10 protein-coding genes are annotated in these 13,108 nt (G+C 40.7%); 4 read left to right on the forward strand and 6 right to left on the reverse strand.

Features of this window, described 5'->3' with window-relative positions; translation table 11 throughout:
* From AB7E53_RS11820 to AB7E53_RS11835, 4 genes are all read right to left on the reverse strand, one after another.
* Positions 1 to 801, reverse strand: an 801-nt coding sequence (locus AB7E53_RS11820) for a glycosyltransferase (protein ID WP_446775838.1), incomplete at its 3' end; no start/stop codon positions are given.
* A gap of 11 nt (positions 802 to 812) precedes the next feature.
* Positions 813 to 1,703 (reverse strand): glycosyltransferase family 2 protein, encoded by an 891-nt coding sequence (locus tag AB7E53_RS11825; protein WP_446775840.1) that lies wholly within the window; start codon positions 1,701 to 1,703, stop codon positions 813 to 815.
* Positions 1,704 to 1,731: 28 nt separating this feature from the next.
* Positions 1,732 to 2,883 carry a sugar transferase gene (locus tag AB7E53_RS11830; RefSeq protein WP_446775842.1) on the reverse strand — a complete coding sequence of 384 codons (1,152 nt, stop codon included), beginning with the start codon at positions 2,881 to 2,883 and terminating at the stop codon, positions 1,732 to 1,734.
* On the reverse strand, positions 2,883 to 3,245 hold the full coding sequence (locus AB7E53_RS11835; protein ID WP_068183571.1) for a response regulator: 363 nt from the start codon (positions 3,243 to 3,245) through the stop codon (positions 2,883 to 2,885). The genes AB7E53_RS11830 and AB7E53_RS11835 overlap by 1 nt, the downstream gene beginning before the upstream one ends.
* A 206-nt stretch (positions 3,246 to 3,451) precedes the next feature.
* Here AB7E53_RS11835 and AB7E53_RS11840 point away from each other — a divergent pair, with 206 nt between their 5' ends.
* Both AB7E53_RS11840 and AB7E53_RS11845 read left to right on the forward strand, forming a co-directional pair.
* A complete protein-coding gene (locus AB7E53_RS11840) occupies positions 3,452 to 5,935 on the forward strand; it encodes an alpha-L-arabinofuranosidase C-terminal domain-containing protein (RefSeq protein WP_446775844.1) in 2,484 nt (827 codons plus the stop codon).
* 55 nt (positions 5,936 to 5,990) lie between these two features.
* Positions 5,991 to 7,547 (forward strand): ATP-binding protein, encoded by a 1,557-nt coding sequence (locus tag AB7E53_RS11845; RefSeq protein ID WP_446775846.1) that lies wholly within the window; start codon positions 5,991 to 5,993, stop codon positions 7,545 to 7,547.
* A 143-nt stretch (positions 7,548 to 7,690) separates the two neighbouring features.
* Here AB7E53_RS11845 and AB7E53_RS11850 read toward each other — a convergent pair whose 3' ends face one another.
* Positions 7,691 to 10,018, reverse strand: coding sequence for a family 20 glycosylhydrolase (locus tag AB7E53_RS11850; RefSeq protein WP_446775848.1), 2,328 nt, complete (start codon positions 10,016 to 10,018; stop codon positions 7,691 to 7,693).
* 93 nt (positions 10,019 to 10,111) lie between these two features.
* Positions 10,112 to 11,392, reverse strand: a complete 1,281-nt coding sequence (gene glyA / locus AB7E53_RS11855; RefSeq protein ID WP_068183584.1) for a serine hydroxymethyltransferase — start codon at positions 11,390 to 11,392, stop codon at positions 10,112 to 10,114.
* Positions 11,393 to 11,576: 184 nt separating this feature from the next.
* Here glyA and cysQ point away from each other — a divergent pair, with 184 nt between their 5' ends.
* The gene (gene cysQ / locus AB7E53_RS11860) at positions 11,577 to 12,395 is read left to right on the forward strand and encodes a 3'(2'),5'-bisphosphate nucleotidase CysQ (RefSeq protein ID WP_446775850.1); all 819 of its coding nucleotides are present in this window, start codon (positions 11,577 to 11,579) and stop codon (positions 12,393 to 12,395) included.
* A 33-nt stretch (positions 12,396 to 12,428) separates the two neighbouring features.
* The coding region (locus AB7E53_RS11865) for a DNA ligase LigA-related protein (RefSeq protein ID WP_446775852.1) at positions 12,429 to 13,108 on the forward strand (680 nt) is incomplete at its 3' end.

The following is a 13,108-nucleotide window of genomic DNA, read 5'->3' on the forward strand; positions in this document are numbered from 1 at the left end:
CAGCCACCTTCTCCTTTGATTGTAGAATGTACTGTCTTTTTGTGTTTTTTCGTCGTATACGTTTACGTGTTCAAGATATTCGATAAAAATGTTTTCTTTAAGAAGCAGGGCTTCTAATTCTTTATCCTCTCCGGCAGTTTGCAGCTTGAATATATTTTTTTTGAACCATTGAAAGTCGATCGCCATTCCGGAGCCGATTAAAGCCGCAGATAATCCCAGACGTACATGCCCTTTGCGGAAAATTGAATTGTTGATTTCTTCACTCACTGCATCTAATATGGCTGTGTCTGTATTGAGATTTTTGGCCATTCTATGTGCCTGTATAACAAGGCATCCACTGTGGTAAGCTTTGTTTAGTTCATGCAGGAAGTTGGGTTCCACGGTATTATCGGCATCCATTATAACTACCATATCATAGGTATTCTTGTCCAGATTCTCCATTGCATATTGCATTGCCTTAGCTTTGGAGCTTTGCTGAAAGTGAACTTCCATCAATGTAACAGACATGGATTTTAATCTGTTGATGGTGTCATCTTGCATTTGATCAGATATTACAACAACGTCGTAGCAGGATTTAGGGTAGTCCTGCTCGAGAAAGTTGGAAATAGCATTCTCTATCACACGATCTTCTTTATAGGCCGGATAAAGAATAACAAACCGATGCAATTTGCCGGCTGCAGGATATATGTCCTTACGCTTGATGTGTGAAAGGAGCGCAAACACAAATAAATAGAGAACGGATGTTCCCAATAGAAAGAAACAAAGTGAGTCTATGTTGTCTAAAATCGTATACAATGTCATACGTTTTGTCTTTATTTTTTTAATTGTATAAATGCAGTCAAACCTTCTAAAAGCGCAATCGCATTGGCTGTATTTCCTTTAAGCAGGAATTTTATTGTATGAATTGGTATGGCAATCAGACTCTGATAGCCGATAGAAAGCCATTTTGTAAAACCGGAGCGATGCCTCCAGGCAAATAAAAGTCGGTTTCTCGTTAAATAGTAGGAGCGAAGCGGACTGTTTTGTCCGGTACTCCTGCTTTCTTTATGGAATACTGTACATTTAGGTTCGTAACCTAATATATATCCATGTTCAGTCATGGTCGTACACCAATCAATTTCTTCATAATATAAGAAATAAAGTTCGGGCATAAGTCCTACTTCTTCTATTATATGTCGTTTAACCATCATGGCTGCACCATGCAATAAGGGAGTTTGTCTGAATTGATTGTATTGCCCATTATCAGATTCTCCAAAACCAATGGTTTTATTTCGCAAAGTAATGGCAGATAATGGTGTAAATCCGGCAAACTGGATGGCAAATGGAGACCAGGCAAATTTAATTTTGGGTGATACAGCAGCCAGATTTTTATTGGACTTCAACGTATCAACCAAGTTATGAATACTTTCGTCGGGCAAATAGGTGTCGTTGTTTAAAAGGAAAATAAAATCACCTTTAGCCTGACGGATTCCCAGGTTATTACCACCTGAAAAACCAAGATTTTTCTCCGATCGGATAACTTGTACCCATGGATAGATTTGCTTTATTTGTGCAGCTTCATCAACCTTTGACCCATTGTCTACAACGATAAGATCATAGCTGATGGATTTAACCTGGTCTTTAACAGACCGGCATAGTTCAAGTGTATCCTGCAGCCCGTTAAAATTTACTGTAATGATTGATATAACCGGATTGTTTTCCATTCTAAATGAAAGTTTATTTTATAAACGGTTATACATTTTCTTTTTGAATGAATGCGGTAAATGTTTTAAAAATAATTTTAACATCCATAAGAAAAGAAAATTCATTTGCATAACGGATGTCCAGCATTTTTCGTTCCTCCGCAGACAGCTTTCCTGCTTCTCCACGTTTTTCCACTTGCCATAGGCCGGTTAATCCGGCCGGAGCCATAAACCGATGAATATACTCGTCACTTGTAAGAAGCTCTGCTTCATATAAAGGGAGTGGCCGGTTACCAACAACAGACATATCCCCTTTGAGGATATTGAATAGCTGTGGCAATTCGTCTATACTGTATTTTCGGATGATTTTTCCAATTTTGGTAATTCGCGGATCATTCTCAAATTTGACAAAAGCGTTGGATCTTTCTTGTTTTTTTGCAGCGATATATTCCTTCTCGGAAGTGATGGCATCGTCGGCAAAAAGTACAACATCCGCTTTATGTAATCGGGTGGACGATGATTTGGATTCCTGTTCCGTCAACTCCTCCTGTGCGTACTGATTCAGTTTTTTGAATTCAGCCAAACGTTTATCAGCATCGGAGTACATCGACCGGAATTTATAAAAATCAAATATTTGATAGTTGCTGCCAACTCTTTTGGATCTGTAAACGGCATCTCCTTTGCTTTCCAGTCGTATTGCAAGCCAGGTCAATATTAGCAGGGGCGATAGGATTATAATAGCTGCTAATGAGCATGCAATATCGAACGTTCTTTTCCATAGTGGCATCTTGAAGGATTCCAGTTCTTTTGAACGTAAAGATGTGCTATTGATCCTCTCATTGTATTTAATGGCGAAATCAAGAATGCGGATTAATTCGGTGTCATTTCTTTTATCAGAAATAATACTGTCTGTCCCGGCTGTAAGATATTCTTTCTTTTCTTCAATACTTAAAGGTACTCCAACCAGAATAATATAAACTGAAGAATAGCTTTTAGTTAGATGGCTGATTATTTTTAAATCGGACAGCTTGTTTTTGCGTTGAATGAACACAAAACAATGATCTTCCTTTCTTTTACGGATGGTTTCAGAAAGGATATTATTTATTTGCAGGAAATTGGAACAAACTACAACTTCCTGATTGATAGTTTCCCGTATCCAATCTGCATAGGCTATGTCGCTGCCGAAATATATGCTCAGCATTACCGTAACAGTCTTTTTACTCTAACCCTTAATTCTTCAGGATTAAATGGCTTTAAAATAAAATCTTCCGCTCCCTCTTCAAAGAGACGAACTCTGTTAAAACTGCTTTCAACACTTGATAATATAAGCACAGGAATGTGACTGAACATTTCATCCGTTTTAATGTAACGCAGAAATTCTTCTCCAGACATTTCGGGCATATTTAAATCAGATATAATCAAGTCTGGCATATTTCCCTCTTTAAGCCAAGCAATGGCTTTAACAGGATTTTCAACATACTTAATTTCGTACGTTGCCAGATAAAGCATAATAATCTTGGCGATCTCGGGCTTGTCGTCAACTAATAAAACCTGTTTACTCATGGTGAATGTAGAGGTAATTTATATTTAGATAATATTAAATGCAAAAATAACATTTTTTTTGAAATTATTGTTTTGATGTACGATTATTTTTGAGGAAATATGTCTTGAAATATAAAATAGGTACCTTTATCTGAGAATAATTAGCTAAGTTTGCATGTTTATTTTGTAAAATGCAGGTATTTCAAATGTTTTTAATTCGTTGAAAAGTGAATCTGAGTAATCATAGTATTAAAAGTGGCTTTTGGTTTTTAGGTGTCTTTATGTTTTTCCTGTTAAGTGGATGCCGACCGGAAATGCCTGTTACTTCGTCCATAACAATTGATGCGGACGGACTTACTTTTCCTGTTAATAAAAACTTGTATGGTGTTTCGATTGAAGAGATAAACCATGCTGTAGATGGTGGTATTTACGCCGAACTGATACAGAACAGAAGCTTCGAAGATGGCGTGCTTCCGCTTCATAGTGCCTACGATTATAAAGAAAATGTACTGGTAACACCCAATGGTTATGTGATGCCCTTTGTGAAGCCGGACAGTGTTATCGGTTGGCGTACGCTTACTCCGGGTTCAAAAATGTATCTGGATACGCGCGAATTAATTAATGAAGAGAACAGACGTTCTTTGCTTGTGGCAGTTACTGCCAACGATTCAATCGGCAGGGGCGGTATTGCAGCTACCGGATACAAGGGGATTTCTCTTGTTAAAGGAGAAAAATATGTACTGTCATTTTACCTAAAAGGTACTTCCTTACAACCGAAAGAGGTGCATGTGGCTTTGGAAGATTCTGCAGCTAAAAGAGTGTTGAGCAACGTGATGAAAGTGAATCCTACAACTGCCTGGCGGAAAGTGAAGTTTGCGTTTACTGCTTTGGAAGATGTTCGGGATGCCGTGCTTACATTCACTTCGAATGAGTCCCAAATTTTCTGGATAGATGTAGTTTCATTGTTTCCGGAAAAAACCTGGAAAGGAATGCCAAATGGATTACGTCCGGATTTAGCCGATTTAATCGCAGGTCTTAAGCCCCGCTTTATCCGGTTTCCGGGTGGCGATTTTGTAGAAGGATTTACTGGTGGGACATTCCCCGTTTGGCATGAAACGATAGGGGATATAGCCAAAAGAAAACATTTTTGGACAGCAAACGGGTATGGTACAACCAATGGAATGGGATATTTTGAATATCTTCGTTTTTGCGAATCTATTGGAGCTGAGCCAATTTATGTAATCAACAGCGGTGTGACAAGTCAGAAGAGACGTCCCCGTTTTGAGGATATTACCGCTATGGATAAAATCGTACAGGATGCATTGGATGCTATTGCATTTGCAAATGCTCCCAGAGATTCGGCAATGGGTAAACTCCGTGCATCCCAGGGGCATCCGGAACCGTTTAACCTTCGGTTTATCGAGATTGGCAGTGGAAACTACGGTACTGAGTATGTACGAAGGTATGAGTTGTTTAAGGAGGCTATCCATAAAGTCTATCCGCGGGTTACCGTTATTGGAAATGTTATAACAGATATCCGAAACAGAGTGGATTGGGTGGACAGCCATTACTATGGCGACGAGATGTTTTTTATTACTAACCAAAGCCGTTTCGACGGATTCCTGTATGCGAAAAGACAACCTCCCATGTTTATTGGAGAATTTGGTCTGGTAAGAGATGAATCCAGCGGCACACTTCGTTCGGCTTTAGCTGAGGCTTGTTTTTTATTAGGTCTTGAGCGTAATCCGGATGCTGTTAAGCGCATAGCCTATGCACCTGCATTGGCTAATGTGCAAATGAACAAAAAAGCCAAAGGATTGATTCTGTTTAACAATAAACAGGCAGTTAAGACTCCATCATATCATATGCTTTCGATGTTAGGTGAAAACAGAGGGGATGCGATACTTAAGACAGCGGTAACCTCGTATGAGAGGCCTCAGGTAACATTTGGAGCTGCATCCTTGTATATGTTTGACAATAGCTTTGATTTCAGGAATATACGTATTGACGGTAATAAGTCTTTTAAATCGAAAATAGTAAACGGCGGATGGAAGTTCGCGGATGAGATGCTTGTAGCAGAACCCAATAAATGGAATTACATTATGATGGGTGACTCTACAGAACACGATTATACGTTTACAACCTATGTGAGACGTACCAAAGGTAGTGGTCAGATTCAGATCAGAGTGAGAGATAATGGATTGCAGAATGCTGCAGCCAACCATGTTTGTTTTACGATCGGTCTTGAAAGTTGTGAGCTGTACAGAATGGCAGGATTCGTAAAAGATAAGTTGACGGAAGATGTGCCGTTTTCGTTTGTCAGCAACCAGTGGTATAAGGTGAGTGTGACTTGTAAAGACGATATAATATCCTGTTATGTGGATGATAAACTGGTTCAACAAGCAAATTTGAGACCAATTCCATCGTTGGTTGTAGCTACTACCCGCGACGACAAGAACAAGCAATTGATCATTAAAGTGGTTAATACGACCCGACATCCTGAAAAAACGCAATTGAATATTAATGGAATAAGTGTGGGGCTAAATGCGGAAATTATAGAATTAGCCGGAGATCCGGAAATTGGTAATAATTTTTCCAGTCCCGATAATATTATTCCGGTAAAGAAAACAACGGGATTTTCTCTGCAGGGACCAATGGTATATGAGTTTCCACCTAATTCGTTTACTATTATGCGTCTAAAATTTGATTAATAGCTAATTTGTTTTTATATTGCGCCGGTTTTAACCCTCTGAGCACTATAACATAATGACAAAGAAGACCACAGAGAATCACAACGGTGAGACACCTCCTGATTTTTCTTACGGTAGAATGGTTTATTTTAATACGATAAACGATTCGAAAAATGATAATTCGGAAGAAGAGGTAATTGCAAAAGAACGTTTTAGATACCAGAAAGTGTTGGAATGCATTTCTGATACGCTTTTTATTGCTCGTAAAGATGGAGTAATAGATGAAATACTTTCGAAGCATAATGATCCTATTTTTAATCATTCAATTGTTGGAAAAGCACTTGAAAACCGGCATGATAATTCAGACCTTGTAAAGATTAGAAAGGCGATTGCTGACACACTTCAGGACGGATTACCTCAATTTCTTGACTTTAAGATTTACGACAGTGATAGAAATCCCTACTATTACCAAATGCGAATCGTTGCCTATGATCAACAACGCGTGATGATTTATGCACATGATATAACAAAGCGAATTTCAAGACAAAAGAGATTGAATGAGCTGAATAAACTGCTCACTACCATTATTGACACCATTCCAATGGAGTTGTCCATTAAAGATCCGGATGATGATTTTCGTTACGTTTATTGGAATAAAGAGCTGGAAAAAAATACGGGAATTTCTGCTGCTACTGCTGTTGGTAAGACGAATGAGGAGTTGTGTCTATATTCGGCGGAGTTAAGGGAGGCTATCCGATCTCAGGAGAACGAATTGATGCGAACGGGTGAGAAATTGTGCCTTCGAACTTGTAAAACTGTTTTGTCGGGTAAAAAAGTCTATCAGGACCTTATCAAGTTTTTAGTCCCGCAAGGGGATGATAAGTTCTTGGTCGTTACTATTTGGTGGGATATTACGTCTCTAATAGAGGCAAAGGAATTGGCCGAGAATGCAGATAAAATGAAATCGGCTTTTCTTGCCAACATGAGTCATGAGATACGAACTCCGTTAAATGCCATTGTCGGTTTTTCTGATCTGATGGCTTATACAGAGGATGAGGAGGACCGAAAAAGATACATTGATATTATAAAGACTAATAATGAGTTGCTGCTTCGATTGATTAACGATATATTGGATTTGTCGAAAATTGAATCTGATACAATCAAAATTAATACAGACCCTGTTTTTATTGATCAGCTGATGGTTGAGATTTACAGAATCACCTCCATGCGAATGCCTGATGGTGTAAAGCTTGTAGTTGAAACTCCTCGTTCCGATTTATGGTTGAATACGGATAAAAGCCGGTTGCTTCAGATAATGAATAATTTATTGAATAATGCCATACGTAGCACAACTGAGGGGCAAATAAGCTTTGGGTATGAATTGGAAAGTGGTTATGTGAAGTTTTATGTTAAAGACACAGGGGTTGGAATCCCCGAAGATAAGCTTGAATCGGTGTTTGATCGTTTTGTAAAACTCAATACCACCCAGAATGGTTTTGGATTGGGACTGACAATAACCAAGGGGCTTGTCAAAAAAATGGGAGGGGAGGTTTGGGCTACTTCACAGGTAGGTGAAGGAAGTACCTTCTATTTTACATTGCCATTGGATGTTGTGCCTCAGGTAGTTTTTTAATGTTGTTCTGTTCTCAGGTAAAACTTACTATTGATCTTAATAAAAGAGGGAGAATCCATGGATTCTCCCTCTTTTATTAGAATGGTCTGTTTCAAGAATCAGCATTGATAGTATGCTATTCCTGAAACAGTCACTTGTTTAAATCAATATGAAAGCATTGCAGGTGTGATAGCTTCAAACTTCTCGGCTCCTGCTTTGCGTATTTTTACACTACCATCATTCCAGTTAGAAGGCCAGCCACCAATAATGTGTCCAAGGAACACAACTTTGATTTCATGTAATCCTTTGGCCAGAGCAACGGAGCTGTCATGTCTGGAGAAACGTTTTACTTCTCCTCCGTTATTGATCAGCAGTTTTCCATCAATCCAAACCTCTTCATTGTCCGACGAGAAAATATAGACTCCATCTTCAGGGATATTCACATAACCACTGGCAACAGCTGCGTATTGTTTTACATTACGCATGGATTCGTCGGTCTTTTCTACTGAACGGATTTCAAATAGATCCTTAATAGTTGATTCTTTCCAATCTGTAACACCTTCCAATTTTGAAGATTCCAGGAAATAGCCATAAGTAACCTTCATCTTTAATCCGGGTTTAGTTGCAGCTACCTCTTTGGCTGGTGCCAACGTTTGCTTTTCAACTGTAATTGTACGAACCGGACTCATCTTTCCTGAAGGTAGTACGGAACGGATCTTCAATGTAGCAGATTCGTTGAACTCCAAAGGAGTAGAATAAACTGCCGAAGTTGCTGTTGGTTCGGAGCCATCGGTGGTGTAAACAACTTTAACCGGACGGGTGGTCTTGAATTCCAATGTTGCCTTGTCTGTAAAGGCTACAAAATTAATTGAACCGCCTGGTTGTTCAGGTTGAGGAATATGATAGTTGATACCGTGGCAGTCCAAACGTACCAATGCATTGTCTATACGACGTTCAAAGTCTTTGTAATCTTTTCCTTCCAAAGGAGTCCATCCAATTTCAGCAACAGCAAGGATACGCGGATATATACGGTATTCCATCAAGTCGGTTGTGTACATGTATTCCGACCAGATATTACCCTGAACACCTTTAACAAAATTGCTCTTGCCTAAACCAACCAAAGTGTCGGGAACCGGATTATAGCTGTATGTTTTTTCCAACAAAGTGTAACCTCCGATTGCGACCGGCTCTATTTTGGAATCGCCCTGGTAGTGATCCAGATACATGCCATTGCTTCCCGGAGTCATAATAACATCATGATCCATGCTTGCTGCAGCAATACCGCCATCTTCACCTCTCCATGACATAACTGTTGCAGAAGGAGCTAAACCACCTTCCAGGATCTCGTCCCAGCCGATCATTTTCTTACCATGCGAAGCAAGTACTTTTTCTATGCGTTGAACAAAATAGCTTTGCAGCTCGTGTTCATCTTTCAGCTTGTTCTCACGCATTCTCTTTTGGCACAACGGACATTTCTCCCAGCGTACTTTAGGACACTCGTCACCTCCGATGTGGAAATATTCTCCGGGGAATAAAGTTACCACTTCGGAAATTACATCTTCAAGGAATTTGAATGTTTCTTCTTTACCTGCACAATATACGTCCTCTTCCACGCCCCAGATAATTCTTGGAGACAATGAGTCGCCTTTACAAGAAAGTTCAGGGTAGGCAGAAATAGCAGCAAGGGCATGTCCCGGTAACTCAATTTCAGGAATTACATTGATAAAGCGTTCTGAAGCGTAGGCTACCACCTCTTTAATCTGTTCCTGGGTATAAAAACCACTGTATTCTGTTCCTTCGCCATCAACACGTTTAGAACCGATTTCAGTTAGTTTCGGGTATTTCTTAATCTCAATACGCCAGCCCTGGTCTTCAGTAAGGTGCCAGTGGAATTGGTTGATCTTAAATAAAGCAAGAACATCCAGTTGCTTTTTGATATTTTCAACCGGAATAAAGTGACGGCAAGGATCAAGCATAATTCCACGGTAAGCAAAGCGTGGTTCGTCTTTAATGGTAACGCATGGCAGTGTCCAGGCTATACCGTTAACCACAGTTGTGCTTTCAATTTCGGCCGGAAGTAACTGCATAAGCGTTTGCATACCATAGAAAAGACCTTTGGCAGTTTTCGCTTTAATGGATACCAGTTTATCAGTTGCATCCAATGTATAACCTTCGTCGTTTACTTCCAAAGAGTTGTCAATTAGTAAAGCGATGGCGTTAGAAGATACTTCTTCTTCGCTGATAGCCAGATCATATCCGGTGGATGATTCAATTTTTGAAGCGAAGAAAGTGGCGATTGTTTTGGCTTCGGGAGTAGAAGCATAGAACTTCGTACTTTTTGTTACTTTAAAGCTGCCTTCGTTCTGAACCAGACTTAAAGGCTTGGGGATAACATTGATACCCTGGTTGTAAGGCATCTGTTTTGTGGGACTTTCGCATGACGCGAACAGGCAAAGTGCCGCTGTGGCACAAAGCAAAAAGAGTGTCTTCATGTTTATAATAATTAATATGGTTGTTTTAGCTTAAGCAAGGAAAAAAATAAGGTACGTCCCACCGAGGGGACGTACCTCGTTTCTATAGTAGTATTACCATGCAAAGATGGGATAATCCTTCATTACACTGTTTACTTTTTCGCGAACAGAAGAGATAGTTTTATCGCATTCCGGATTGGAAAGAACGGTATCCATCATTTCAACCACTTCCGCCATTAATGCTTCTTTCGCACCACGGGTAGTGATGGCCGGTGTACCCACACGGATACCTGAAGTAAGGAATGGAGAACGACTGTCAAACGGAACCATGTTCTTATTTACAGTAATGTCTGCAGCCACAAGAGCCTTTTCTGCCACCTTTCCTGTCAGTTCAGGGAATTTGGTGCGAAGATCAATCAACATACTGTGGTTGTCTGTACCGCCGGAAATAATTTTGTATCCACCATCGGTAAATGCTTTAGCCATAGCTGCAGCGTTGGCTTTAACCTGCGATTGATACACCTTGTATTCGGGCTCCAATGCTTCGCCAAAAGAAACTGCTTTGGCTGCAATTACATGCTCAAGCGGACCACCCTGTATACCTGGGAATACGGCTGAGTCTAGTAGTTGAGACATCATCTTGATTTCTCCCTTTGGCGTTTTCTTACCCCATGGATTTTCAAAATCTTTACCAAGAAGAATAATACCTCCACGTGGTCCACGTAAGGTCTTATGAGTGGTTGATGTTACAATATGAGCGTATTCAAGCGGATTGTTAAGCAGACCGGCAGCGATAAGACCGGCAGGGTGAGCCATGTCGATCATCAACAAAGCACCTACTTTGTCTGCTATCTCACGCATACGTTTGTAATCCCAATCACGCGAATAGGCAGAACCTCCACCTACGATTAATCTGGGACGTTCGCGGAGTGCTACCTCTTCCATCTGGTCGTAATCGACCATACCGGTATCTTCCTTAACGTTATATTCTGTTGCGTGATATAATATACCAGAGCTGTTTACGGGCGACCCATGAGAGAGATGCCCGCCGTGTGCGAGGTTAAGTCCCAGGAACGTATCCCCCGGATTTAAAACTGCAAGGAATGCGGCTGCGTTAGCCTGTGCACCTGAGTGCGGCTGTACGTTTGCCCATTCGGCATTGAATAGCTTTTTCAGTCTTTCGATGGCGATGGTTTCGCTTTGATCTACTACCTCGCAACCTCCATAATAACGCTTGCCGGGATAACCTTCTGCGTACTTGTTGGTAAGACAGCTGCCCATGGCTTGCATTACCTGGTCACTTACAAAGTTCTCAGAAGCAATAAGTTCAATTCCCTTAAGTTGCCGCTGATGCTCTTTTTCAATGATGTCGAAAATGATGTTGTCCTTTTTCATTACCTAAAAAATTGGTTTACTGCAAATGAATATGCAAAAAAGAAACTCTATTTAGTTAGAGACGACGCAAATTTACAATTATTTTCAGAGAGCTCCTAAAAATAAGTTATAAATTGCGCACGATATAGAATAAAAGGATATTTCTTTAGTATGTTTGCAGAACCAAACGCATGAGAGATAACAGATGATAGTAGCAAAAAGCAATTTGGAAGTAGCTATAAAAGCTTCATTACATGCAGGAAAAGAGATAATCCGTATTTATAACGATACGAAGGCCGACCTGGAATTGGAGCTTAAAACGGATGATTCGCCTTTAACGGTGGCAGATCGCAATGCAAATGAGGTGATTCTTTCCTATCTCTACCAAACCTCTTTCCCTGTTTTGAGTGAAGAGGGTGGCGAAATCCCCTACGAGGTACGCAAAGACTGGGCGCTTTTCTGGATGGTTGATCCATTGGATGGAACCAAAGACTTCTTACGCAGGAATGGTGAATTTACTGTAAACATCGCCCTTATATCGAACCGCGAACCTGTTTTGGGTGTTATTTATATCCCGGATAGACAGGTCCTATATTTTGCAGAAAAGGGTAGTGGAGCCTTCAAAATAACTGATGTCGTTTGGGATGATGCGGTCGATTGGAATAAATTGCTGTTGCGGGCCCTTAAATTACCTCTGCCTATGTACCGCGAAGGTGTGATAGTAGCCTCTTCACGTTCGTATGTGAATGTGCATGTGGCAGCGTTTGTCGATAATCTGAGAGAGCAGGGCAGTGAAGTTACATTGCTGGTCTGCGGAAGCTCCATTAAACTCTGCATGGTTGCCGAAGGAAGCGCTGATATTTATCCCCGTTTTTCTCCTTGTATGGAATGGGATACTGCAGCAGGGCACATCATTTTAAGGGAAGCAGGATGCGAGATCTTTAAACTGAACGGCAGGGATCCTCTGGAATACAACAAGGAAAATCTTACTAATCCCTGGTTTGTTTCGGAACGAGTACGATAAATAATAGTAATACTAAACAAGATATTGATAATAATGGATGAGATAGCATCAAGAATTGCCGGTTTGAGAGAGGCACTGGACAGATACAATTATGCCTACTACGTGTTATCGGCTCCCGAAATTTCGGATAAGGTGTTTGATGAGATGATGAAAGAGCTTGAAGAGCTTGAAAAAACCTATCCTCAGTTTGCCGATCCGCATTCGCCAACACAACGTGTGGGAAGCGATTTATCTAAAGAATTCGATCAGGTTGCGCATGTCTATCCGATGTTGTCGCTGGGCAACACCTATTCGGATGGAGAGGTGACTGACTTTTATGAACGCACTGCCAGAGCGTTGAATGAGCCGTTCGAGATTGTTTGCGAATTAAAATACGACGGAACTTCTATCTCGCTTACCTACGAACAGGGAAAACTGATCCGGGCTGTTACCCGTGGAGACGGAACCAAAGGTGACGATGTAACGGCCAATGTGAAAACGATTCGTTCGGTACCTTTAAAGCTGATGGGCAGCAATTATCCAGATAATTTTGAAATAAGAGGCGAAATATTACTTCCCTGGGCCGAATTCGACCGAATCAACAGAGAGCGTGAAAGTCAGGAGGAGCCCCTCTTTGCCAACCCGCGCAATGCAGCTTCGGGAACCTTGAAACAGCAAAATCCGTCCATCGTTGCTTCCCGTAAGCTGGACGCCTACTTTTACTATCTGATGGG

Origin of the sequence: Macellibacteroides sp. (genome assembly GCF_050251695.1) — a bacterium.
In the GTDB taxonomy this organism is placed as follows: Bacteria; Bacteroidota; Bacteroidia; order Bacteroidales; family Tannerellaceae; genus Macellibacteroides; species Macellibacteroides fermentans.

What these genes read in the sequence shown, in the direction of transcription:
- AB7E53_RS11830 (WP_446775842.1), bottom strand. Translation starts at nt 2,883, where the DNA reads ATGCTGAGCATATATTTCGGCAGCGACATAGCCTATGCAGATTGGATA.
- AB7E53_RS11850 (WP_446775848.1), bottom strand. Translation starts at nt 10,018, where the DNA reads ATGAAGACACTCTTTTTGCTTTGTGCCACAGCGGCACTTTGCCTGTTC.
- AB7E53_RS11825 (WP_446775840.1), bottom strand. Translation starts at nt 1,703, where the DNA reads ATGGAAAACAATCCGGTTATATCAATCATTACAGTAAATTTTAACGGG.
- cysQ (WP_446775850.1), top strand. Translation starts at nt 11,577, where the DNA reads ATGATAGTAGCAAAAAGCAATTTGGAAGTAGCTATAAAAGCTTCATTA.
- AB7E53_RS11845 (WP_446775846.1), top strand. Translation starts at nt 5,991, where the DNA reads ATGACAAAGAAGACCACAGAGAATCACAACGGTGAGACACCTCCTGAT.
- AB7E53_RS11835 (WP_068183571.1), bottom strand. Translation starts at nt 3,245, where the DNA reads ATGAGTAAACAGGTTTTATTAGTTGACGACAAGCCCGAGATCGCCAAG.
- glyA (WP_068183584.1), bottom strand. Translation starts at nt 11,392, where the DNA reads ATGAAAAAGGACAACATCATTTTCGACATCATTGAAAAAGAGCATCAG.